We start from the raw sequence: 21,087 nt of genomic DNA on the forward strand, positions 1-21,087 counted from the left end.
TGTTACTCCCAGCCCTCGAAAAACTGTGGGCCTGCTTGCGCACGCACACGCTTGGCGGCATCTGAGCCAAGCTCGGCTGCGTCCGAAGCCAAACCTTCTGCCGTGACCTCATGCGCGGCACGGCCATCCGGTGTCAGGATCAAGCCACGGAACGAGACCTTATCCCCCTCAACACGTGCAAGACCGGCAATCGGCGTACGGCATGAGCCATCAAGTGTTGCCAGAAAGGCGCGTTCACAGGCCAGCGCCACATGTGTGTCGTGATGCGCCAAAGGCTTTAGCAGCGCGTCGATCTTCTCATCACCAATGCGGCTTTCAATGCCAATTGCCCCCTGTCCCGGTGCTGGCAGGAAGATTAAAGGGTCCAACAGATCAGTGATCACGTCGGCGAGATCAAGACGCTTCAAACCGGCACAGGCCAGGAATGTGCCGTCCACTTCGCCCTCTTCAAGCTTACGCAGACGTGTCTGGACATTGCCGCGAAACATCACCACCTGAAGGTCAGGACGCAGGCGTTTGATCATTGCCTGGCGGCGCAGCGACGACGAGCCGACGACAGCGCCCCGCGGCAGATCGAGAAACCGTTTTGAGGTGCGGCCAACAAAAGCATCGCGCGGATCTTCGCGCTCAAGAAATGTGGAAAGATGAAGACCTTCCGGCAGAACAGTCGGCATGTCCTTGGTGGAATGCACAGCCAGATCAATGCGACCCTCTTTGAGTGCGGCTTCGATCTCTTCGGTAAAAAGCCCCTTGCCGCCCACCTGCGACAGCGGACGATCCTGAATACGATCCCCCGCAGTGGACATCGGCACGATTTCGATGGCATCTTCATCAAGACCATGCGCGGCGATCAGACGCGAGCGCGTTTCATAAGCCTGCGCAAGCGCAAGCTTGCTGCCTCTGGTGCCAATCTTCAAGGATGCTGTTTGCATATCGCGCCGTCCATGATACCGGGTTTCTCAAATATTTTAAGTAAGATTACGAGATAGACAGGGTCTAACCGCAAATGCGCATTCTTGGAATAGAGACAAGTTGCGACGAAACAGCCGCCGCCATCGTTGAACGGGACGATAGCGGCAAAGGGCATATTTTGTCCAATGTCGTGCTCAGCCAGATCGCCGAACATGAACCTTATGGTGGCGTGGTGCCCGAAATCGCTGCGCGCGCCCATGTCGAGGCGCTCGACCGGCTGGTCGAACGCGCGCTCAAAGACGCCAATCTCAAGCTTGATGAAGTGGACGCAATCGCTGCGACTGCCGGTCCCGGCCTGATCGGCGGGCTGATTGTCGGCCTGATGACCGCCAAGGCCATAGCCATGGCTGCAAACAAGCCGTTTTATGCGGTCAATCATCTGGAAGGCCATGCGCTGACTGCGCGACTGACGGATGATCTTCCATTTCCTTATCTGCTGCTGCTGGTGTCCGGTGGTCACACGCAGATGGTTCTGGTGCGCGGCCTTGGTGATTATGAACGCCTTGGCACGACCATCGACGATGCACTGGGCGAGGCTTTCGACAAAACTGCCAAGCTGCTCGGCCTGCCCTATCCCGGCGGACCGGCTGTTGAACGCATGGCGTTACAGGGCGACCCCAAGCGTTTTGCGCTGCCAAGACCGCTCAAAGGCGAAGCCCGGCTCGACTTCTCGTTTTCCGGACTCAAAACCGCTGTGCGCCAGACGGCAACAGAACTTAGCCCCTTGTCCGATCAGGATGTTTCAGACATCTGCGCCTCGTTTCAGGATGCGGTTGCCGACACATTGTCGGATCGGGTGAAGCGGTCGCTGGAGCGTTTTAAGCTGGAGTTCCCGGATTGCGAAACACCATCGCTGATCGTGGCGGGCGGCGTTGCGGCCAACAAGACCTTGCGCACCTCGCTTGAAAAGCTTTGCGCAAAGCACGGTTTCAGTTTCATTGCCCCCCCACTCAATCTCTGTACCGACAATGCGGCGATGATCGCCTGGGCAGGTGCTGAGCGTGCTGCAACCAAAGGCCCTGATTCGCTCAATCTCGCGCCACGCTCACGCTGGCCGCTGGATGAAAAATCAGCACCCATGTTCGGCACCGGACGCCGCGGAGCAAAGGCATGAGTAAGCGCGCAAAAATTGCCGTTCTGGGCGGTGGCGCATGGGGCACGGCATTGGCAAGCATGGCAGCCACAGGCAACCATGACACATGGCTTTATGCCCGTGATGCCAAAACCGTTGACCATATAAACACCCAGCGCCGCAACCCTGCTTATCTTGGCGAGATCGAACTGCCGCACGGTATTCGCGCCAGCACGGATGCGCAGGCTGTGCTTGAAAATGCCGATGCAATCCTCGCCGTCATTCCGGCACAGTCCATGCGCAAAGGTCTTCTGGACTTGAGCCGTCTCATTCCGCAATCGGCGCCCGTCATTTTATGCGCCAAGGGCATTGAGCGCGACACCGGCCGGCTGATGTCAGAAGTGGTGGCCGACGTTCTGCCCGATCATCAAATCGCAGCCCTTTCCGGCCCAAGCTTTGCCACCGATGTGGCGCGCGGCCTGCCAACGGCTGTAACCATTGCCTGCGAAAATGCCGCCATTGCCGATCAATTGGCAGCAACGCTCTCCGGCCCCGCATTCCGCTGTTATTCGACCACCGATCTCAAGGGCGTTGAGATCGGTGGCGCACTGAAAAATGTGCTGGCTCTCGCAGCAGGGGCCGCCATCGGGCGTGGCTATGGTGCGAGTGCTCAGGCAGCACTTGTCACACGCGGCTTTGCCGAACTGCGCCGTGTAGCACTTGCCATGGGCGCAAAGCCTGAAACCATCATGGGCCTCTCCGGCCTTGGCGATCTGATGCTGACCTGTTCGTCATCGCAGTCACGCAATTATTCTTACGGACTGGCTTTGGGACGTAGCGAAGACCTCACCAACCGCCCCCTGGCGGAAGGTGTTGCAACAGCTCCCATCGCAGCCGAACTTTGCAGAAAATATAGTGTTCCAGCCCCGATCATCACGGCGGTTGCAGCCCTTCTTGCAGGAAAAACAACGATTGATGAAGCTGTGACGGCTCTTCTTAACCGACCACTCAAGACCGAGGATTAAACATGCTTTTTGCTCTTCTGTGCAACGACAAGCCTGACCATCTGCAAGTACGCCTTGATACGCGCCCGGCGCATCTCGACTATCTCAAGGGCCTTGGTGATACGCTGAAGTTCGCAGGTCCTTTCCTCGGCGAAGACGGCAAGCCAAATGGCAGCCTCGTCGTGGTTGAAGCAGCCTCAAAGGCAGAAGCCGAAAAGATCGGCGCCAATGACCCTTACGCACTGGCCGGTCTTTTTGCTGATGTGAGCGTGCGCCCGTGGAACTGGGCCATCAACAATCCTGCAAACGCTTGAAGGTAGAATAATGGCTTACTGGCTGTTCAAGTCCGAACCCTTCAAATGGTCATGGGAAATGCAGAAAGCCCGTGGTGAACAAGGCGAGCAGTGGGACGGTGTGCGCAACTATCTCGCACGCAACAACATGCGCGCCATGAAGCTCGGCGACAAAGGCTTTTTTTATCATTCCAACGAAGGTCTGGAAGTGGTCGGCATTGTCGAAGTCTGCGCCCTTTCACATCCTGACAGCACCACGGACGATCCGCGCTGGGATTGTGTGGATATCAAGGCCGTGCGCGACATGCCAAAACCTGTCACGCTCAAGGATGTAAAAGCCAATCCAAAGCTCGAAAAAATGGCGCTCGTCACCTCCATGCGTCTTTCGGTGCAACCAGTGACAGAAGACGAGTGGATTGAAGTCTGCCGTATGGGTGGACTGGATGCCAAAGACATCTGATGCTTGATCCGGCACAAAAAAGCACGCGCGATTTCATACTGGCCAATACCGGCCTGCAAGCGCCACCGCATGTGCCGGAAATCAGCCTCTATCTGGCCGATGAAGCCCACGACCTCTGGCATAAAACCGAGGAAGAACTGGCAACCATCGGCCTGCCGCCGCCCTTCTGGGCTTTTGCTTGGGCAGGCGGTCAGGGTGTTGCACGCTATATTCTCGATCATCCGAAGGCAGTTGCAGGCAAAACCGTGCTGGATTTCGCATCCGGCTCGGGTCTCGTCGCCATTAGCGCGATGAAGGCGGGCGCAAAAAGCGTTACCGCATCCGATATTGACCCCTTTGCGCTACCGGCAATCGAAATCAACGCGGCTGCAAACAGCGTTGCCATTACCCCGACACTCACCGACCTGATCGATCAGGATCATGGCTGGGAGGTCGTGCTTGCGGGCGATGTGTTCTATGAAAAGCCACTCGCAGATCGTCTGATTCCGTGGTTTTCAAAGCTTGCTGCACGTGGTGCCCGCATCATCGTCGGCGATCCGGGCCGCGCCTATCTTCCCAAACAGCGGCTTGAGCAGCTTGCCGTCTATACGGTGCCTGTCACACGCGCTCTTGAAGATGCAGAGGTCAAGCGCACAACCGTCTGGACATTCTTATAGCGCTTGTCGATGTTCCCAAAACCGGTTCCCACTTTTGGGCGACAAGCTTTTATTTAGGCAAACCTCTTCGCGCCAGCCACACACAGCACCACCACACCAGCGGTCATCACCATTCCCATGCTCACCGGCTCACCCGCGATGGATGCAGCGAGCATCAGCCCGAAAAATGGCTGCAACAATTGCAGCTGGCCGACAGCCGCAGCACCGCCCTGCGCAAGCCCGCGATACCAGAAGAAAAAGCCGATCAGCATTGAAAATAACGTAACATAGGCAAGTCCGCCCCATGCCATTGCACCGATATGCCCCCATGTTTGAGGACGCATCAGAATACTGAGCGGCAGCATGATCGGCAACGAGAAGACCAGCGCCCAGCAGATCACCTGCCAGCCGCCGAGCCTGCGTGAAAGGCTTGCGCCTTCGGCATATCCCAGTCCGCAAACGATGATTGCGCCGAGCATCAGCATATCGCCCAGCAATGTTGACTGACTGCCCTGACCGTAAGCATAGGATGCGACGATGACACCGCCAGCAACTGAAAACAGCCAGAACAAAGGACGCGGTCTCTCACCGCCGCGCAGCACCGCAAACAAAGCCGTCGAAAGCGGCAGCAGGCCGATAAAGACAATCGCATGGGCTGAGGTCATATGTTGCAGCGCAAGACCGGTCAAAAGCGGGAAGCCCACCACCACACCGAGCGCCACAACAAGCAGGGAAACAATGTCTTGAGAGCGCGGAAATGGCGCACGAAAGGCAAGCAACAGCACAAGGCCAATAAGGCCCGCCATCGATGCTCGCGCCATCGTCAAAAAAGTCGGGTCGATATCGATCACCGCCAGCCGTGTGGCCGGCAGTGACCCGCTGAAAATGAGAACCCCCAGAAAACCGTTAATCCAACCCGCTGTTTTGCTCATTGCGTCTTTTCGACCTTCATCAAACTTGTTAGGTGATTTTCCATATGTGCATCCCATGCGGCCAATTGATCAGAGACAATTTGCAGACAATTCTGCTAAACTGTACCGATACAAAGGATGATACAGATGATTTCAAAGGGCCTTTTGCGCAGTCTTGAAGCCGTTGAGGCCGCCTATCTTGGCGGACACAGCGATGAAAAAGCCGCATCTGAAAAAATGCCGCTCGTCGAAAAGGTCATGACCATCATTCGCGACCGCATCGCCGCGATGAGCCTTGCTCCCGGTGCCCGTCTGCCATCCATTCGCCGGCTGGCGGACACGATGAACGTCTCAAAATCAACCGTGGTCGAAGCCTATGACCGTCTGGTTGCGGAAGGCATTATTCAATCGCGCCGCGGTGCGGGTTTTTATGTTTCTGAGCGCGCGCGCCAACCCTTCACCATAACCGCAACAATGCCATACAAGGACAGGCAGATTGATCCTTTCTGGGTCATGCGGCAATCGCTTGAAGCGCACAGCGAGACTTACAAGCCGGGTTGCGGCTGGCTACCCGATGAATGGTTGCCACTCGAAGGCATCCGCAGGGCCATGCGCGCCATCGCCCGCGATGAAAATAGCAATCTTGTCACCTATGGTGAACCGCTCGGCTTTCGCCCTTTGCGAAACCATCTTGCCCGCAAGCTGTCCGAACAAGGGATCGATATGTCAGGCGGCGATATATTGCTGACCGATTCCGGCACCCATGCCATCGACCTTATCTGCCGCTTTCTGCTGCAACCAGGCGACACCGTGCTCGTGGATGATCCCTGCTATTTCAATTTTCAGGCAGCACTTCTTTCGCATCGCGTCAAACTCATCGGCATTCCCTATACGCATTCCGGCCCCGATCTGGATGCCTTCGCCAAAGTGGCTGAAGAACACGCACCAAAGCTCTATATTTCCAATGCAGGGCTGCACAATCCAACCGGCGGTATCATGACGCCTGCAACGGCACACCGTTTGCTGAAACTTGCAGAACTGCATGATATCAAACTGGTTGAAGACAATATCTTCGGTGATTTTCATCCATCCCCCTCACCGCTGCTTGCTGAACTCGACGGCTTTGACCGCGTTCTGCATATCGGCAGTTTTTCAAAAACACTCTCGGCTGCGGCGCGCGTTGGTTACATTGCCGCACGCCACGACTGGATCGACGGCCTGACCGATCTGAAACTTGCAACCTCATTCAGCAGCAATGTTTTGTCTGCGCAAATCGTCCATACGCTGCTCACCGATGGCACCTATCGCCGCCATATCGACAGCCTGCGCGCAAAGCTTGCCGATGCGATGACCATGACCGCCAACCGGCTCAAAGCAGCAGGGCTTGAACTCTGGACAGAGCCGCAGGGTGGTCTTTTTCTCTGGGCGCAGCTGCCCGAAGGGATGGATTCAGGCAAGATCGCGCGCTATGCCCTGCAAAAAGACGTCATGCTGGCACCGGGCGATGTTTTCAGTCCCTCGCGAAAGGCAACACGCTATCTGCGTTTCAATGTTGCGCAATCAATAGAGCCTTATATCTTTACCGTTCTTGGTGATGCAATGCGCAACGCATCCACATAAACGCATTCACCCGCTCGCATCGAAAACAACTTCAAGAAAAACCCATGCAGTGCGTTGGCCGATGAGGGATATACTCGCCCCCTGTCTTTGAGGAGAGACATCGGGAGGGATAAACGTGAATACACACCCAACCGGGATGGCGGTCAATCCACGTCCCGAAGATGAAAAACTATCCATTGCCGCCAATCTGGCCTATGGCTTCCAGCATGTTCTGACCATGTATGGCGGTATTGTCGCCGTGCCACTGATTATCGGTCAGGCAGCAGGTCTAAGTGCCAGCGAAGTCGGCCTGCTGATCACCGCCTCGCTTTTTGCAGGCGGCGTGGCAACGGTTCTGCAAACCATCGGCATTCCGTTTTTCGGTTGCCAGCTTCCGCTGGTTCAAGGCGTGTCCTTCGCCGGTGTTGCCACCATGGTGGCCATCGTCACATCAGCTCAAACAGGAGAAGCGGGGCTTCAGGTCGTACTCGGAGCCGTCATCGCTGCATCGGTGATCGGCTTTCTCATCACACCGATCTTTTCGCGTGTGACACGTTTCTTTCCGCCGCTCGTCACTGGCATTGTAATCACCACCATCGGCCTCACGCTGATGCCTGTTGCAGCCCGCTGGGCCATGGGTGGCAACAGCAAAGCGCCAGATTTCGGCAGCATGGGCAATATCGGTCTCGCCGGGCTTACACTGCTGATCGTGCTTTTGCTGAGCAAAGTCGGCAATGCCACGATTTCCCGCCTCTCCATCCTGCTTGCCATGGTCATCGGAACAGGGATTGCGTGGGCACTCGGCATGACCGACTTTTCCCGCATATCTGAAGGCCCTCTTATGGCGCTGCCGGAAATCTTCCATTTCGGCTGGCCGATTTTCAGCATTGCGGCCACATTGTCCATGTTCATCGTGATCATCGTCACACTGGTGGAAACCTCTGCCGATATTCTGGCCGTTGGCGAAATTCTGGGAACCAAAGTCAACTCGCGCCGTCTGGGCGATGGATTGCGGGCCGATATGGCATCAAGCATTCTGGCACCAGTTGTCGGCTCATTCACCCAAAGCGCCTTTGCGCAGAATGTCGGTCTTGTAGCCGTAACCGGGGTGAAAAGTCGTTATGTGGTGGCAACAGGCGGGCTTATTCTCATCACGCTCGGCCTCCTGCCTGTGATGGGACGTGTCATTGCCTGTGTCCCCCCCTCCGTGCTGGGCGGTGCCGGAATCGTGCTTTTTGGAACCGTTGCTGCAAGCGGCATCCGCACGCTTTCAAAGGTCGATTATCACAACAACATCAATCTGATCATTGTGGCAACCTCCATCGGTTTCGGTATGATCCCCATTGCAGCGCCGGACTTCTACCATCACTTCCCGGGCTGGTTTGAAACCATTTTCCATTCGGGCATCAGTTCTGCGGCCCTGATGGCAATCGCGCTCAACCTGATGTTCAATGAGTTCAAAGGCGGCAATTCAAACCAGATGTCCGTTTTTGCCGAAGGCACCGAACGCATCATTCGCCACCATCAGATCGCAGAACTGCATGATGGCGATTATGTTCAGAACGGAAAGCTCTTCGATGCCGAAGGCAACGAGGTGAAAATCGTTCCTGCCGGAGCGCACTGATCACCGCAAAACGCGAACCACCGTTCTGTCGGTCAGATGCGGCAGGAGGCGCGCCATATCGGCGCGCTTGAGGGCTATACAGCCTTCAGTCGGCGTAAATCCCGGCCGCGCCAGATGAAAGAAAATCGCGCTGCCGCAGCCGCGCCTGCATGGGCGAATGTTCCAATCCATCACAATACAGACATCATAAACATCGTCATTGCGCCACATCTTCTCGTGGCTTGCCTTAAACGGCAGATTCACCGGACGATTGTAATTCGGATCTTTTGGCGCGTCACACCAGCCGTCGAGTTTACGCACGCGTCGCAAAGGCAGACGCGACAAAGGCAGATGACCCGCATCTCCACGCCGATAGCCATAGAGCAATCGCATGGACGAAAGCGGCGTGGCACCATCGCCCTCGCGCTTAAAAGCGCTGATTCCCCCCTTGCCAAGCGCACATTGGAGCACCAAATTGCCTGCAACAAGCATGCCGCGCGTCCTGTGGCCAGGTTTTGCCCTTACATCGATAATGCCAATGCCGTGGCTTTTTTGGTTTCTGGTCAAGCCTGCCTCCGCTTTCTGCCCGCTGATAAAGTTTAAACGAATGCTTAAAAAACACTCTCATTTTTTCACGGCTTCAACTTACCGCGATTAAATGTCATAAAACACCAACCACTATTTGAATCAAAGAGTAACGAGGACAGGCATGACAGGTCGTACAATACTGATCGTGGACGATGATGAAGATCTCCGCTCCATCCTCGTCGAACAGCTTGAACTGTGCGAAGAGTTCCAGATTCTTCAGGAAGACAACGCCACCAAGGGCATCCAGAGCGCCCGTAACGGTATTGTCGATCTGCTGGTCATGGATGTCGGCCTGCCGGATATGGACGGACGCGAAGCGGTTAAACTTCTGCGCAAGGGCGGCTTCAAGGCTCCGATCATCATGCTGACCGGTCACGACACCGAATCGGATACGATTCTCGGCCTCGAATCAGGGGCAAATGATTACGTCACCAAGCCATTCAAATTCGCCGTTCTGCTGGCACGCATCCGCGCACAGCTGCGCCAGCACGAGCAGAGCGAAGACGCGACATTCATCGTCGGACCTTACACCTTCAAGCCAGGCCAGAAGCTGCTTATCGATGAAAAGGGCAGCAAGATTCGCCTGACCGAAAAGGAAGCAGCGATCATCAAGTATCTCTATCGTGCAGGCGATAAGGTCATCAGCCGTGATGTGCTGCTTGAAGAAGTCTGGGGCTATAATTCCGGTGTCACGACCCACACGCTGGAAACCCATGTGTACCGTCTGCGCCAGAAAATCGAGAAGGATCCGTCCAATGCATCGCTTCTGGTTACAGAAAGCGGGGGATACAAACTTGTCCCATGATGGACAGCGCCTGTTACGAGTGTAATGACAAGCTATGGCGCTCGATGACGATATCCGCATTCTCGGCTCAGTAGGTCTGTTCGAATCTTTCTCACCCGAACAGTTGCGTCTGCTCGCCTTTGGTGCAGAGCGTCTTGTGCTGCGCGCCGGTCGTGAACTGTTTCGCGAAGGCCAGAGTGCTGATTGCGGTTATATCGTCGTGTCTGGCAAAATCACACTGTTTCACGATACCGACGAAGGGCGGATTACAATCCGCCCCGTTGAACCCGGTGCGATGCTGGGCGAAATGGCGCTGATTGCACAGACCACACGCCTGACCGGCGCTTTTGCCGAGGAAGAAACGGAAGTCATCCGCATCAGCCGCGCCATTTTCCGGCGCATTCTGGAAGAATATCCAGAAGCCGCAGCGTCACTGCATACGCATATCAGCAAAAACCTGCTGCAACTCATTGCCGACATCGAAAAGGTCGCGCCACAATTTGGCGCCAACGACTAACATCATAACTCAATGACCCGCTTGATACCGATGGCATCGAGAAATGTCTGATCGTGGCTGACCAGCAGCAACCCACCTTCATACGCATTCAGGGCGGTTTCCAGCGCTTGAATGGAATCCAGATCAAGATGGTTGGTCGGCTCATCCAGGATCAACAATTCAGGCTTCAGCGTTCCACAAAGAATGCAGGCAAGAGCTGCACGCAACAATTCGCCACCGCTTAAGCCTCCTGCAAGGCGCGCAGCACTCTCTCCGCGAAATGAAAAACGCGCCAGTGCTGCGTAAGCATCGTTATCGCTCGCCTCCTTGTTCAGTCTGCGGAAATTCTCATAAAGCGTTGCTCCACGATCCATCAGGCTCATCTGCTGATCAAACATGGCAATCGGCACGAAGCGTTTGATCTCGCCCGAAACGGGCTGCAAATCACCTGTGATCAACCGCAGCAACGAGGTTTTACCCGCACCGTTTGCACCGCGAATGACAATACGCTCCGGCCCGACGATTTTCAGCGAGACGTCCCGAATGACGGGGTTATCCGGCACAGGGCCGCCCGAAACATTGAGCATTTCAAGCAGCACACGCCCGGAAGGCGAAAGCGATCCATCAACATGGAAGTGCATTTTCTTGATGCGTTCGACCTTTGCTTCCGCTTCCTTAAGCTGGCTTTGGGCACGCTCGGCATTGCGCTCTGCAAATGCATCGCCACGACCACCGGTCTTCTGTGCCTTATCGGCACGCGCATCAAGTGCCATCTTGCTCATACCCGCATCGGCACGGGATTTGCGCCCGCGCGCATCGCTTTTTGCCTGTCGTTCACTGGCGTCCTGTGCCTTGAGCCGGACCTGCTTCACATCGCGCTGCGCCAATTCCAGATCGCGCGCAGCCGCTTCCCGCTCCCGCTCTTTATTCTCGTGATAAAAATCCCAATTGCCGCCATAGAGCGTCAACGCGCCTTGCGAAAGCTCGGCGATCGCACCCATCACCTGCAACAATGCACGATCATGGCTGACCACCACAGCCGCCCCTCGCCATCCGGCAAGCATATCCGCGACAGCCTGACGGCCATCGTGATCAAGATTGTTGGTGGGTTCATCCAACAAAATCAGGTCAGGCTCTTGAAACAAAAGCGCGGCAAGTGCTGCGCGTGTCTGCTGTCCGCCGCTCAATTCGCAGAGAAGACTTTGCGGCGAAAGCGAAAGTGCAAAGGCCTTTAAAGCATTGTCAAAGCGCTGCGGCAACAACCAGTCTGCCTGTTCGAAATCGGCATCCGACCCCTCGCCCGCTTCAATCCGCCCAATTCTGTCAAAGGCATCACGTGCATCAAAAAGATCGGCCAACGTCTTTTGCGCATCACTACCAATATTCTGCGCAAGCACGCCGATCCGGGCGGTGCGCGTGATCGTTCCACTGCTTGGCAGCAGATCGCCGCTCATGATTTTCAAAAGCGTGGATTTGCCAATACCATTGCGCCCGACGAGGCCAATCCGACCTTCGGTGATGCTGAAATTGATGCCAGAAAAGAGAATTCGGCCGTCAGCCGTGCGCGCTGAAACATCCTGAAGCGTGAGAAGAGAAGACATGATGAGCCTCGGAAACGTTGAAAACACTGGTCATTGAAAACAGTGCCGCACGATCCATTGCTCTTTTCTCCTCTTTTAAACTCAACTCTATATAAGTCCGAACGCGATCTTAATCCAGATCGAATGTCGCAATCACTGGTACGTGATCAGACGGACGATCCCAGCCACGCGCATCGCGCAGAACCTGAAGCCCCTGCATATGCGCTTCCAGATCAGCCGAACCCCAGACGTGATCAAGCCTGCGACCACGATCAGCGGCATCCCAATCCTTGGCGCGATAGCTCCACCAGGTGTAGATTTTCTGATCGGACGGAATCGCCTGCCGCATCAAGTCACTCCACCCGCCTTTCACACGAAGGTCTTCCAGCGTTGTGGTTTCAATCGGCGTATGGCTTACAATTTTCAGCAGTTGCTTGTGCGACCAGACATCGTTTTCAAGCGGTGCGATGTTGAGATCACCCACGAGGATCGAGGAATGTCCATCCTGCCTGTCAGCGACAATCGCTCGCATTTCCTCAAGAAAACCAAGCTTATGGGCAAATTTTGGATTAATTTCCGGGTCTGGCTCATCACCACCGGCAGGCACATAGAAATTATGGATGCGCAGCTTTTTGCCACCCGCTTCCACCACAGCGCTCAGATGACGGCAATCGCCCATCTCACAAAAACCGATTTTCTCGACATCGCCCAAAGGACGTTTCGAGATGGTCGCAACGCCGTGATAGCCCTTCTGGCCACTGATCGCGATATGCTCATAGCCAAGCGCGCGAAAGCCTTTTGAAGGGAAATGATCGTCGGGACATTTGGTTTCCTGAAGACACAGAACATCCGGCTGATAATCGCTCAGAAACTGTTCGACCAGCGGCATGCGCAGACGAACGGAATTGATGTTCCAGGTAGCAACAGAAAACGTCATGGGGAAAGACTCACAGCCATCAGAAGATGGCCGCGAACCTAACGATTTATCCGATAAATGCAAACCTCAGGAATAAAGATCACTGGCCTTTGCGTTTCATTGCGATGCGCTGATAATCGATCTTGAACATATCATCCGTGAAGCGGACACCGCTGCGAACATTGAACACCATGATCGTGGTATCGAGGCCCTGCGCGTCGGTAATGGTCCACTGCTTGAGATCCTTGGTCTTGGGATCAAACATCATGGTGATTTTTGAATTACCAAATGCTGTCTTGTCCCCCACCACAAGCGTGGTCATGTCCGGGTCCTGCTTCACACTCTGAAGACGACCGCCGCCCAAATCAATCCGGTCCGCCAGAAGCATTTTGAGCGGGGTGGTTCCCAGCGCATACATATCCCACGTGTCGAGCTTTCGGTTGTTGATAACAACCTGATTGCCATCCGAAATCACGCGGATCGGGGAATCGGTGTAATTGAAGCGAATCTTGCCCGGACGTTCCAGATAGAACGTGCCGCCCGTCTGTTCGCCCTTGGGGCCGAACTGAACAAATTCACCGGTCAATGTGCGCAGTGAGGAAAAATGATCCGCAATCTGCTGCGCAGCAGCAGCACCGCTTACGCCCTGTGCCTGCGCCGCAACGGGCACAAAAGCCGGAGAAGCCGCGCCAATGCTCAAAACTCCCAATCCGAGGATGGCCGCAAAACGGCTTGCTTTCACGAATGCAGCAATACGGGAGATCATCATCGGCAAATTCTCTTTTTTCTTCATTCTCGTAAAATAATCGGGCAGTTAGGCGCGAGTGTGGCAACAGAAAGCCGATGAGATTTCAGTTAGAAATCATCGTCACAGGTCGGCACCAGTATCTCGCGCTTACCGGCATGATTGGCAGGGCCGACGATCCCTTCTTCTTCCATGCGCTCGATAATCGAAGCCGCACGGTTATAGCCAATACCCAAACGACGCTGGATATAGGACGTCGAAGCCTTCTTATCACGCAGCACCACAGCCACAGCCTGATCATAAGGATCATCGGAATTTTCAAGGTTCGATGTTCCGGCCGGACCGCCACCTTCATCCTCTTCCTCATCCTCAGTGATCGCATCCAGATATTCCGGCACACCCTGAAGTTTCAGGTGCTGAACGATATGTTCCACCTCGTCATCGCCCACAAAGGGGCCATGCACGCGCTGAATGCGGCCGCCCCCGGCCATGAACAGCATATCGCCCTGACCAAGCAGCTGCTCGGCACCCTGCTCGCCCAGAATGGTTCGGCTGTCGATCTTGGATGTAACCTGAAACGAAATACGGGTCGGGAAATTGGCCTTGATCGTACCGGTGATGACATCGACGGATGGGCGCTGCGTTGCCATGATGACATGGATACCCGCCGCACGCGCCATCTGTGCCAGACGCTGCACCGTGCCTTCAATGTCCTTGCCCGCCACCATCATCAGATCGGCCATTTCGTCGATAATCACGACAATGTAGGGCATTGGCTCCAGATCAAGCTGCTCGGTTTCATAGATCGCTTCGCCAGTATTTCGGTCAAATCCGGTTTGCACGGTACGGGCAATCTGCTCGCCCTTCTTCTGTGCCTGACCGACGCGCTGATTGAAGCCGTCAATATTACGCACGCCCACTTTCGACATCTTGCGATAGCGGTCTTCCATCTCGCGCACGGTCCACTTGAGCGCGACCACAGCCTTCTTCGGATCGGTCACAACCGGCGTCAACAGATGCGGGATACCGTCATAAATCGAAAGCTCCAGCATTTTCGGATCGATCATGATCAGACGGCATTCCTGCGGCGTCATGCGATAAAGCAGCGACAGGATCATCGTGTTGATCGCAACCGACTTACCCGAGCCCGTCGTACCGGCCACAAGCACATGCGGCATCTTCGCAATGTCGGCAATCACCGGCTCACCATTGATGGTCTTGCCCAGCGCCAGCGCAAGCTTTGCCTTGGTCTGTTCAAAGTCACGGCTCGCCAGCATTTCGCGCAGGTAAACCATTTCGCGCTTCTGGTTCGGCAATTCGATACCGATCACATTGCGGCCCGGAACCACAGCCACACGCGCAGCAATGGCGCTCATTGAGCGAGCAATATCGTCCGCCAAACCAATCACGCGCGATGATTTGATGCCGGGGGCCGGTTCGAGCTCATAAAGCGTTACGACTGGCCCCGGTTTCACATTGATGATCTCGCCGCGCACGCCGAAATCTTCCAGCACACCTTCCAGAAGCCGCGCATTCTGTTCAAGCGCATCCTTGGACAGGGATGCGTCGCGCTGCACAAGCTTTGGTTCAGCAAGAAAATGCAGCGATGGCATTTCAAATGCACCACCTTCTTTCAGGAAGGATGTCTGCGCTTCACGCTGAATGCGTGCGCCGCTCTTTGGTGCAGGCGCGCGTTCACCGACGCGCGCTTTAGAACGCTGCGGCGGCGCATCGTGCCATTCTTCACCCGCAAGCGGCGCTCCGTCCATCGGATCATCCAGATCGAACGGCGGTTCTTCCGAAGAGGCACCATCAAAGCCCGGCTCGCGCCGCGAACCATTGCGCGCTTGCGCGCTTGCGCGCTTGCTGCGCATATCGCCATATTCATCTTCGCGCTGCTTGCGGCGGTTGATACCGGTCCAACGCCTGAAAGTCGCCGAAGCGCTGAAAATTGTATGGGTGAGAGCCCCGACAAATGCAGAGAAGCCGCCAGATGATGTCTCATCCTCCTGATCTTCGTCCTCGGCAAAATCATCGCCAGCCGATGCACCCCGCGCGGAGCCGGCATCAACGAGCGCTTCACGGCGGCCAATGATCCCGCTGGCAAACAGGCAGAGCCAGAGTGCCGGGAAAACCAGCACCAGCGCAATGCCGGATGCGATCGCACCTTGCGGAAATGCGCCCAGAAACAGGCCCGGAAGGCGCAGCACCATATCGCCAAACACACCACCAAGACCAATTGGCATCGGCCAGCTTGAAGGAACAGCAAAACAGCTTGCAATGGCTGCAAACAAAAGCGCAGCCCCCATCCATGCCAGACTGCGCCGGCCGACACGGCTGATCCCGCCGCGCGTCATGAGCAACAGCGACCAGACCACCAGCGGCAGCAGAACCGGAACGCTGGCAAGGCCAAAGAACTGCATGGCAAGATCGGAGAAAACCGCACCCGGATAGCCAAGAGCATTGGTAACCGGATTATCCGTTGCATGGCTGAGGCTGGGATCGGCAACATTCCACGTTGCAAGCGCGCCCACCGCCATAGCGGCCAGCGAAAGCAGCGCCAGACCGAACAGGATATAGAATTGCCTGCGGAAGATATTGGCCAGTTTCAGCCTGTCTTCCGAAACCCGCTCGTCGCGCAACGGGTATGAGGGCGAATATCCTTGCTGCATAAAGCCTGTCCCGAACCATATAAATGTTGCCTGTGGGCAAAGACGCCCGAGCACAATGAATCGGGCTGATCCTAATCGTGCGATGGTTAATTCCCCATTAACCATGCACTGCCTTTCACCAGAAAATGAAAAAGGCGCGGTTTCCCGCGCCTTTTTCCTCTTGAGACAAGCCTGTTCTACTGAACAGATTCGCCGTGCAACGCGATATCAAGGCCTTCCATTTCAGCCTGCTTGCTCGGGCGCAGACCCATCACGGCTTTGATCACATAAAGGATGATTGCGGTTGCGATCGCCGTGTAGACAACGGTGATGGCAGCGCCGAAGAACTGCTTGCCCATGGTTGCCCCTTCACCTGCCGCATTGATCGTAACATCGGCAAAGAAACCAGTGAGGATCGCACCAACAAAACCGCCAACACCATGAACGCCAAAGGCATCGAGCGAATCGTCATAACCAAGCGCGTGCTTGATCTTTACGGCTGCGATGTAGCAGACAGCACCCGCAATCACGCCGATGATCAATGCGCCCGTTGGGTCAACAAAGCCCGCAGCAGGCGTTACGGCAACAAGACCGGCAACCGCACCCGAAATAATGCCGAGAACGCTTGGCTTGCCCGAAATCGCCCATTCGATGAACATCCAGGCAAGAGCCGCACCAGCGGTTGCAACCTGCGTGTTGAGCATGGCAACGGCAGCCAGTGCGTTTGCACCCAGAGCCGAACCTGCATTGAAGCCAAACCAGCCCACCCACAGAAGGGCTGCACCAACAACCGAGAGAACGAGATTGTGTGGTGCCATATTGACGTGGCCGTAGCCATCGCGCTTGCCAATGATGAGCGCTGCAACCAGACCGGCAACACCGGCATTGATGTGAACAACCGTGCCACCGGCAAAATCAAGAACGCCGTCAGAGCCAAGGAAGCCGCCGCCCCAGACCCAATGTGCAACCGGCACATAGACGATGAACAGCCACAGAACCATGAAGACCAGCATCGAGGAGAACTTCATGCGTTCGGCAAACGAGCCGGCGATAAGGGCGGGTGTGATAACCGCAAAGGTCATCTGGAAGACGATGAAGAGATATTCCGGGATCGTCCCGGTGAGCGAATCCATCGTGACGCCCTTCAGAAATGCCTTATCGAAGCCGCCGATATAAGCATTCATCGAACCGCCATCGGTGAAGGCGAGCGAATAGCCGAAGAACATCCACAACACCGACATAAGGCAGGTAATGGCAAAGCTCTGCATAACTGTCGAAAGTACGTTCTTCTTGCGCACCATGCCGCCGTAAAACAGCGCAAGACCGGGAATTGTCATCATCAACACAAGCGCGGTTGAAGTCAGCATCCAGGCAGTATCGCCAGTATCAAGAGTTGGTGTCGGCTGGGATGCGTCCTGTGCCAGCGCAGTCCCTGCAAGAACGAGCAGCATAGGCAAGGTGGCTAAAGCCGTTTGCTTGAATCTTCCTGTTATCAGCATCGAATATCTCCGTCGAATGGCGGCTTCAAACGCGTCTGCGCTGAAAAGACCGGTTCGAACTGATAGAAACAAAAATCATGCCAGTTGCGCGCGACAACCCAAAGAAAATGCAATTTTTCTCATATTCCAAACGCAGTATCTGGCAAGATCACGGTGGAGAGTGCCACATTTCCGCCCCGAAACAGGGCTTTTCGACCCTCGCGTGAAACGCAGACGCGCCTGAAATTTCTGTCAGAAAAAAGAAGGAGTGGTTTTTCTACGTGCGAAAAACCACTCTAAGTGATTCATTGGATTCAGCTTTTACGGCCAATGCCCATTTTCACCCAATCGACATTGATTAAAAATTAAACACCGGTGACAATGATGATTAAAATATCATCATTTGTCTTTTTCATGCACACGAATAAGGCCTTCCTGCGCGACTGACGCAATCAGCACACCGTCCCGCGTATAAAGCGCGCCACGGTTCAGCCCACGTGCACCGGACGCACTCGGTGTGTCCTGTGTGTAAAGAAGCCAGTCATCGAGCCGGCTTGGGCGATGAAACCACATGGCGTGATCAAGGCTTGCCACCTGCAAGTCGCGATCGAAAATCGTGCGCCCGTGCGGATGCAACGATGTATCCAGCAAAGTCATATCCGAAAGATAGGCGAGAATAGCGGCCTGTAGCGCACGCTCATCCGGCACGATACCACGTGCTCGCACCCAGACATGCTGGCTTGGTGGCAGTTTTTCGCGCGAAAAATAATGCTTGAGTGACACCGGCTTGATCTCAATGGGGCGCTCCTGCTCCCAATATTTGCGCACGCCTGCCGGTGCCAGATGCAAATACTCTTCCTTAAGATCATGATCGCCCATCAATTGTTCCGGCATGGGAAGTCCCTCGGGCATATTGATCTGGTGCTCCAGACCATTTTCATCAATCTGGAACGATGCTGAGAGCGTAAAAATCGCCTTGCCGTGCTGCTTTGCCAACACGCGGCGCGTGTTGAAGCTTGACCCGTCGCGGATGCGATCCACCTCATAAATGATCGGTATAGCCGGATCGCCCGGCCGCACAAAATAGCCATGCAGCGAATGAACATGCCGTTCGGGGTCGACGGTGCGCTGCGCTGCGATCAGCGCCTGCCCGATCACCTGCCCACCAAAAACGCGCTGCCAGCCCACCTGCGGGCTGTTGCCGCGGAAAAGATCCATTTCAAGCGTTTCAAGATCAAGCGTATCGAGAAGCTGCTGCATGGCAGCAGTCTGCTCAGCCTTCAATAGATCGGTCTTTTCGTTATTCGACATGGACAGCCTGTCTCCTGGAACCTTATATAGACGATATATTTTGTTGAACTGTTTGGGCCTGCATAGACGAAACTGTCAAGTTCCTGTGTCCTGTTGCAGCCTGATATGTTCATCGAAGAGCGCTCTGAAGATATCCGAAAGGAAGAGGCAATGGCTGCGGCAAGCAAGCAGAAAACCACGGAAAAAAGCGATCTGGTAATCGCAGGCGGCGGCTATGTCGGCCTCGTTACTGCCGTGGCGGTCAAGGCGGCGGCTCCGCATCTTTCTGTTGCCGTCATTGACGGCGCCCCGGTGGGCGCATGGAAGAAGGACCCACGGGCATCCTCCATTGCAGCGGCGGCTTCGCGCATGCTCGATAAACTCGGCTGCTGGCAGGAGATCGTTGCCGACGCGCAGCCGATCACTGAAATGGTCATCACTGATTCCCGCACCTCCGATCCTGTGCGCCCGGTCTTTCTAACCTTTTCAGGCGATGTGAACCCCGGCGAACCTTTCGCACACATGGTTGAAAACCGCGTGCTCAACACTGCGCTGCACAAAAAGGCACACGAACTCGGCATCACCTTCATTGAGGGCATGAGTGTCGAGACGTTTAAAACCAGCCCTGAATCCGTCACCGTCACGCTGGCCAATGGTGAAACACTCATCACACGTCTGTTGATTGCCGCGGATGGCGCAAAATCGCGCCTGCGTGACATTGCTGGCATCAAGACAGTGAACTGGGACTATGACCAATCAGGCATTGTCTGCAATGTTAAGCATGAGCGTCCGCATGGCGGCCGCGCGGATGAACATTTCCTGCCTGCCGGCCCCTTTGCCATCCTGCCACTCAAAGGCAATCGCAGTTCGCTCGTGTGGACAGAACGCAGAGCTGATGCCGAACGTCTGGTCCGCGAAGATGATTTCATCTTTGATGCCGAGCTTGAGCAGCGTTTTGGACACCGTCTTGGCGCGCTGCACGTTGAAGGCCCTCGCCGTGCTTTCCCGCTTGGCCTGACACTGGCCCGCGAATTTGTGAAGCCACGCTTTGCGCTTGTGGGCGATGCAGCCCACCGTATCCACCCGATTGCCGGCCAGGGCCTCAATCTCGGCTTCCGTGATGCAGCAGCCATTGCCCAAGTTATCGTTGAAACGGACCGCCTCGGCCTCGACATCGGCTCCTTTGCAGCGCTTGAGTGCTATCAGGCTTGGCGTCGTTTCGACACCGTGCAGATGGGCGTCACAACCGACGTGCTGACAAAATTGTTCTCCAACGACAATCCCGCAGTCCGGACCATCCGCGACATCGGACTGGGCCTTGTGGACCGCGTACCAAGCCTCAAATCCTTCTTCATCAAGCAGGCAGCCGGTCTTTCGGGCGAAACGCCGCGCCTATTGCAAGGCGAGGCGATTTAATCTGGAAGCTTGGGGAAGCTGCCCTATCTGGTGGTTAGAAACCAATCAAGAGGAGCTTCCCAATGGACAGAAAAGCAACCGCAGTCTGGAAAGGCACACTCAAGGAAGGCAAAGGCACGCTCAACACGCAGAGCGGCGCGCTCAAAGACCTTCCTTATGATTTCAAAGCGCGCTTTGAAGATGAAAGCGGACGCGCAGGCACAAATCCCGAAGAGCTTCTGGGGGCAGCGCACGCCGGCTGCTTCGCCATGCAGCTTTCAGCACTTCTGACAGAGCACGGCACACCACCGGAAAAGCTTGAAGCAACAGCGGCTATAAGCGTTGGACCGGCTTCAGGTGGTGGCTTTGCAATCAGCAAGAGCGCAATCACGCTTACAGCCACAATTCCTGGCATTGAAGAAGCTGATTTTGCGGTGCTGGCAAAAAAGGCGAAGGAATCCTGCCCCTTGTCAAAAGCACTGGGTGCCATTGAAGTGACACTGGACGCCAAGCTGGTTTAAAGCGTATCCCGAGAAGTGTGAAACGGATTTCGGACAAAGATGCGCGTTAAAATAAATAATCCGAGCGCCCATCTCACGCGAGCTGGCAGATAAT

At 55.4% G+C, this 21,087-nt stretch carries 20 protein-coding genes; 11 read left to right on the plus strand and 9 right to left on the minus strand.

Going from position 1 to position 21,087, the window contains the following annotated elements:
* Nucleotides 1–2: 2 nt before the first annotated feature.
* On the minus strand, nucleotides 3–932 hold the full coding sequence (hemC, locus tag ABE530_RS12785; protein WP_499694747.1) for a hydroxymethylbilane synthase: 930 nt from the start codon (nucleotides 930–932) through the stop codon (nucleotides 3–5).
* 74 nt (nucleotides 933–1,006) lie between these two features.
* On the opposite strand from hemC, the gene tsaD reads away from it, so the two are divergent.
* From tsaD to ABE530_RS12810, 5 genes are read left to right on the plus strand one after another with little or no spacing between them, the layout of a single operon-like run.
* Nucleotides 1,007–2,086 carry a tRNA (adenosine(37)-N6)-threonylcarbamoyltransferase complex transferase subunit TsaD gene (tsaD, locus tag ABE530_RS12790; RefSeq protein WP_499694748.1) on the plus strand — a complete coding sequence of 360 codons (1,080 nt, stop codon included), beginning with the start codon at nucleotides 1,007–1,009 and terminating at the stop codon, nucleotides 2,084–2,086.
* Nucleotides 2,083–3,069, plus strand: a complete 987-nt coding sequence (locus ABE530_RS12795; protein WP_499694749.1) for an NAD(P)H-dependent glycerol-3-phosphate dehydrogenase — start codon at nucleotides 2,083–2,085, stop codon at nucleotides 3,067–3,069. Before tsaD ends, ABE530_RS12795 begins: the two co-directional genes overlap by 4 nt.
* A gap of 2 nt (nucleotides 3,070–3,071) precedes the next feature.
* Complete coding sequence (locus tag ABE530_RS12800; RefSeq protein WP_265982342.1) at nucleotides 3,072–3,362, plus strand: YciI-like protein; 291 nt, start codon at nucleotides 3,072–3,074, stop codon at nucleotides 3,360–3,362.
* A 10-nt stretch (nucleotides 3,363–3,372) separates the two neighbouring features.
* Nucleotides 3,373–3,801: an EVE domain-containing protein gene (locus ABE530_RS12805; RefSeq protein WP_265982343.1), complete on the plus strand. Its 429-nt coding sequence runs from the start codon at nucleotides 3,373–3,375 to the stop codon at nucleotides 3,799–3,801.
* On the plus strand, nucleotides 3,801–4,457 hold the full coding sequence (locus ABE530_RS12810) for a class I SAM-dependent methyltransferase (RefSeq protein ID WP_499694750.1): 657 nt from the start codon (nucleotides 3,801–3,803) through the stop codon (nucleotides 4,455–4,457). The genes ABE530_RS12805 and ABE530_RS12810 overlap by 1 nt, the downstream gene beginning before the upstream one ends.
* 53 nt (nucleotides 4,458–4,510) lie before the next feature.
* On the opposite strand, the gene ABE530_RS12815 is transcribed toward ABE530_RS12810, so the two are convergent.
* A complete protein-coding gene (locus ABE530_RS12815; RefSeq protein ID WP_265982345.1) occupies nucleotides 4,511–5,368 on the minus strand; it encodes a DMT family transporter in 858 nt (285 codons plus the stop codon).
* Between the two features lie 126 nt (nucleotides 5,369–5,494).
* Between ABE530_RS12815 and ABE530_RS12820 the strand changes: the two genes are divergently transcribed.
* Nucleotides 5,495–6,967 (plus strand): aminotransferase-like domain-containing protein, encoded by a 1,473-nt coding sequence (locus ABE530_RS12820; RefSeq protein ID WP_499694751.1) that lies wholly within the window; start codon nucleotides 5,495–5,497, stop codon nucleotides 6,965–6,967.
* A 136-nt stretch (nucleotides 6,968–7,103) separates the two neighbouring features.
* Nucleotides 7,104–8,570, plus strand: a complete 1,467-nt coding sequence (locus tag ABE530_RS12825) for a nucleobase:cation symporter-2 family protein (RefSeq protein WP_499694804.1) — start codon at nucleotides 7,104–7,106, stop codon at nucleotides 8,568–8,570.
* Here the strand turns inward: ABE530_RS12825 and ABE530_RS12830 are convergent, their stop codons facing one another.
* Nucleotides 8,571–9,041, minus strand: a complete 471-nt coding sequence (locus ABE530_RS12830) for a L,D-transpeptidase family protein (protein WP_499694805.1) — start codon at nucleotides 9,039–9,041, stop codon at nucleotides 8,571–8,573. It lies immediately after the preceding gene.
* Nucleotides 9,042–9,258: 217 nt separating this feature from the next.
* Here ABE530_RS12830 and optR point away from each other — a divergent pair, with 217 nt between their 5' ends.
* Nucleotides 9,259–9,942 carry a response regulator OptR gene (optR, locus tag ABE530_RS12835; protein WP_265982349.1) on the plus strand — a complete coding sequence of 228 codons (684 nt, stop codon included), beginning with the start codon at nucleotides 9,259–9,261 and terminating at the stop codon, nucleotides 9,940–9,942.
* Nucleotides 9,943–9,976: 34 nt separating this feature from the next.
* Nucleotides 9,977–10,438: a cyclic nucleotide-binding domain-containing protein gene (locus tag ABE530_RS12840; RefSeq protein WP_265982350.1), complete on the plus strand. Its 462-nt coding sequence runs from the start codon at nucleotides 9,977–9,979 to the stop codon at nucleotides 10,436–10,438.
* A 2-nt stretch (nucleotides 10,439–10,440) separates the two neighbouring features.
* On the opposite strand, the gene ABE530_RS12845 is transcribed toward ABE530_RS12840, so the two are convergent.
* The 6 genes from ABE530_RS12845 to tesB all read right to left on the minus strand — a co-directional run bounded on the left by ABE530_RS12845 (nucleotide 10,441) and on the right by tesB (nucleotide 19,098).
* On the minus strand, nucleotides 10,441–12,018 hold the full coding sequence (locus tag ABE530_RS12845) for an ABC-F family ATP-binding cassette domain-containing protein (protein ID WP_499694752.1): 1,578 nt from the start codon (nucleotides 12,016–12,018) through the stop codon (nucleotides 10,441–10,443).
* Between the two features lie 109 nt (nucleotides 12,019–12,127).
* Entirely contained in the window at nucleotides 12,128–12,934 is an 807-nt protein-coding gene (locus tag ABE530_RS12850) for an exodeoxyribonuclease III (RefSeq protein WP_499694753.1), read from the minus strand.
* A 79-nt stretch (nucleotides 12,935–13,013) separates the two neighbouring features.
* Nucleotides 13,014–13,682: an outer membrane lipoprotein carrier protein LolA gene (locus ABE530_RS12855; RefSeq protein ID WP_265982353.1), complete on the minus strand. Its 669-nt coding sequence runs from the start codon at nucleotides 13,680–13,682 to the stop codon at nucleotides 13,014–13,016.
* A gap of 86 nt (nucleotides 13,683–13,768) precedes the next feature.
* On the minus strand, nucleotides 13,769–16,330 hold the full coding sequence (locus ABE530_RS12860) for a DNA translocase FtsK (RefSeq protein ID WP_499694754.1): 2,562 nt from the start codon (nucleotides 16,328–16,330) through the stop codon (nucleotides 13,769–13,771).
* Nucleotides 16,331–16,506: 176 nt separating this feature from the next.
* On the minus strand, nucleotides 16,507–17,808 hold the full coding sequence (locus tag ABE530_RS12865; RefSeq protein ID WP_265982355.1) for an ammonium transporter: 1,302 nt from the start codon (nucleotides 17,806–17,808) through the stop codon (nucleotides 16,507–16,509).
* Between the two features lie 378 nt (nucleotides 17,809–18,186).
* Nucleotides 18,187–19,098 (minus strand): acyl-CoA thioesterase II, encoded by a 912-nt coding sequence (gene tesB, locus ABE530_RS12870; protein WP_396996073.1) that lies wholly within the window; start codon nucleotides 19,096–19,098, stop codon nucleotides 18,187–18,189.
* Between the two features lie 150 nt (nucleotides 19,099–19,248).
* On the opposite strand from tesB, the gene ABE530_RS12875 reads away from it, so the two are divergent.
* Nucleotides 19,249–20,493, plus strand: coding sequence for a ubiquinone biosynthesis hydroxylase (locus ABE530_RS12875; protein WP_499694755.1), 1,245 nt, complete (start codon nucleotides 19,249–19,251; stop codon nucleotides 20,491–20,493).
* Between the two features lie 62 nt (nucleotides 20,494–20,555).
* Nucleotides 20,556–20,993 (plus strand): OsmC family protein, encoded by a 438-nt coding sequence (locus ABE530_RS12880; protein WP_499694756.1) that lies wholly within the window; start codon nucleotides 20,556–20,558, stop codon nucleotides 20,991–20,993.
* The last annotated feature ends 94 nt before the right edge of the window (nucleotides 20,994–21,087 follow it).

The sequence above is a fragment of the Brucella sp. TWI559 genome, from assembly GCF_039674265.1.
Taxonomy (GTDB): domain Bacteria; phylum Pseudomonadota; class Alphaproteobacteria; order Rhizobiales; family Rhizobiaceae; genus Brucella; species Brucella chromiisoli.

Bases quoted from the DNA above. Each gene is read 5' to 3' on its own strand.
- hemC (WP_499694747.1), bottom strand. From the start codon at position 932: ATGCAAACAGCATCCTTGAAGATTGGCACCAGAGGCAGCAAGCTTGCG.
- tsaD (WP_499694748.1), top strand. From the start codon at position 1,007: ATGCGCATTCTTGGAATAGAGACAAGTTGCGACGAAACAGCCGCCGCC.
- ABE530_RS12795 (WP_499694749.1), top strand. From the start codon at position 2,083: ATGAGTAAGCGCGCAAAAATTGCCGTTCTGGGCGGTGGCGCATGGGGC.
- ABE530_RS12800 (WP_265982342.1), top strand. From the start codon at position 3,072: ATGCTTTTTGCTCTTCTGTGCAACGACAAGCCTGACCATCTGCAAGTA.
- ABE530_RS12805 (WP_265982343.1), top strand. From the start codon at position 3,373: ATGGCTTACTGGCTGTTCAAGTCCGAACCCTTCAAATGGTCATGGGAA.
- ABE530_RS12810 (WP_499694750.1), top strand. From the start codon at position 3,801: ATGCTTGATCCGGCACAAAAAAGCACGCGCGATTTCATACTGGCCAAT.
- ABE530_RS12815 (WP_265982345.1), bottom strand. From the start codon at position 5,368: ATGAGCAAAACAGCGGGTTGGATTAACGGTTTTCTGGGGGTTCTCATT.
- ABE530_RS12820 (WP_499694751.1), top strand. From the start codon at position 5,495: ATGATTTCAAAGGGCCTTTTGCGCAGTCTTGAAGCCGTTGAGGCCGCC.
- ABE530_RS12825 (WP_499694804.1), top strand. From the start codon at position 7,104: ATGGCGGTCAATCCACGTCCCGAAGATGAAAAACTATCCATTGCCGCC.
- ABE530_RS12830 (WP_499694805.1), bottom strand. From the start codon at position 9,041: ATGCTTGTTGCAGGCAATTTGGTGCTCCAATGTGCGCTTGGCAAGGGG.
- optR (WP_265982349.1), top strand. From the start codon at position 9,259: ATGACAGGTCGTACAATACTGATCGTGGACGATGATGAAGATCTCCGC.
- ABE530_RS12840 (WP_265982350.1), top strand. From the start codon at position 9,977: ATGGCGCTCGATGACGATATCCGCATTCTCGGCTCAGTAGGTCTGTTC.
- ABE530_RS12845 (WP_499694752.1), bottom strand. From the start codon at position 12,018: ATGTCTTCTCTTCTCACGCTTCAGGATGTTTCAGCGCGCACGGCTGAC.
- ABE530_RS12850 (WP_499694753.1), bottom strand. From the start codon at position 12,934: ATGACGTTTTCTGTTGCTACCTGGAACATCAATTCCGTTCGTCTGCGC.
- ABE530_RS12855 (WP_265982353.1), bottom strand. From the start codon at position 13,682: ATGATGATCTCCCGTATTGCTGCATTCGTGAAAGCAAGCCGTTTTGCG.
- ABE530_RS12860 (WP_499694754.1), bottom strand. From the start codon at position 16,330: ATGCAGCAAGGATATTCGCCCTCATACCCGTTGCGCGACGAGCGGGTT.
- ABE530_RS12865 (WP_265982355.1), bottom strand. From the start codon at position 17,808: ATGCTGATAACAGGAAGATTCAAGCAAACGGCTTTAGCCACCTTGCCT.
- tesB (WP_396996073.1), bottom strand. From the start codon at position 19,098: ATGTCGAATAACGAAAAGACCGATCTATTGAAGGCTGAGCAGACTGCT.
- ABE530_RS12875 (WP_499694755.1), top strand. From the start codon at position 19,249: ATGGCTGCGGCAAGCAAGCAGAAAACCACGGAAAAAAGCGATCTGGTA.
- ABE530_RS12880 (WP_499694756.1), top strand. From the start codon at position 20,556: ATGGACAGAAAAGCAACCGCAGTCTGGAAAGGCACACTCAAGGAAGGC.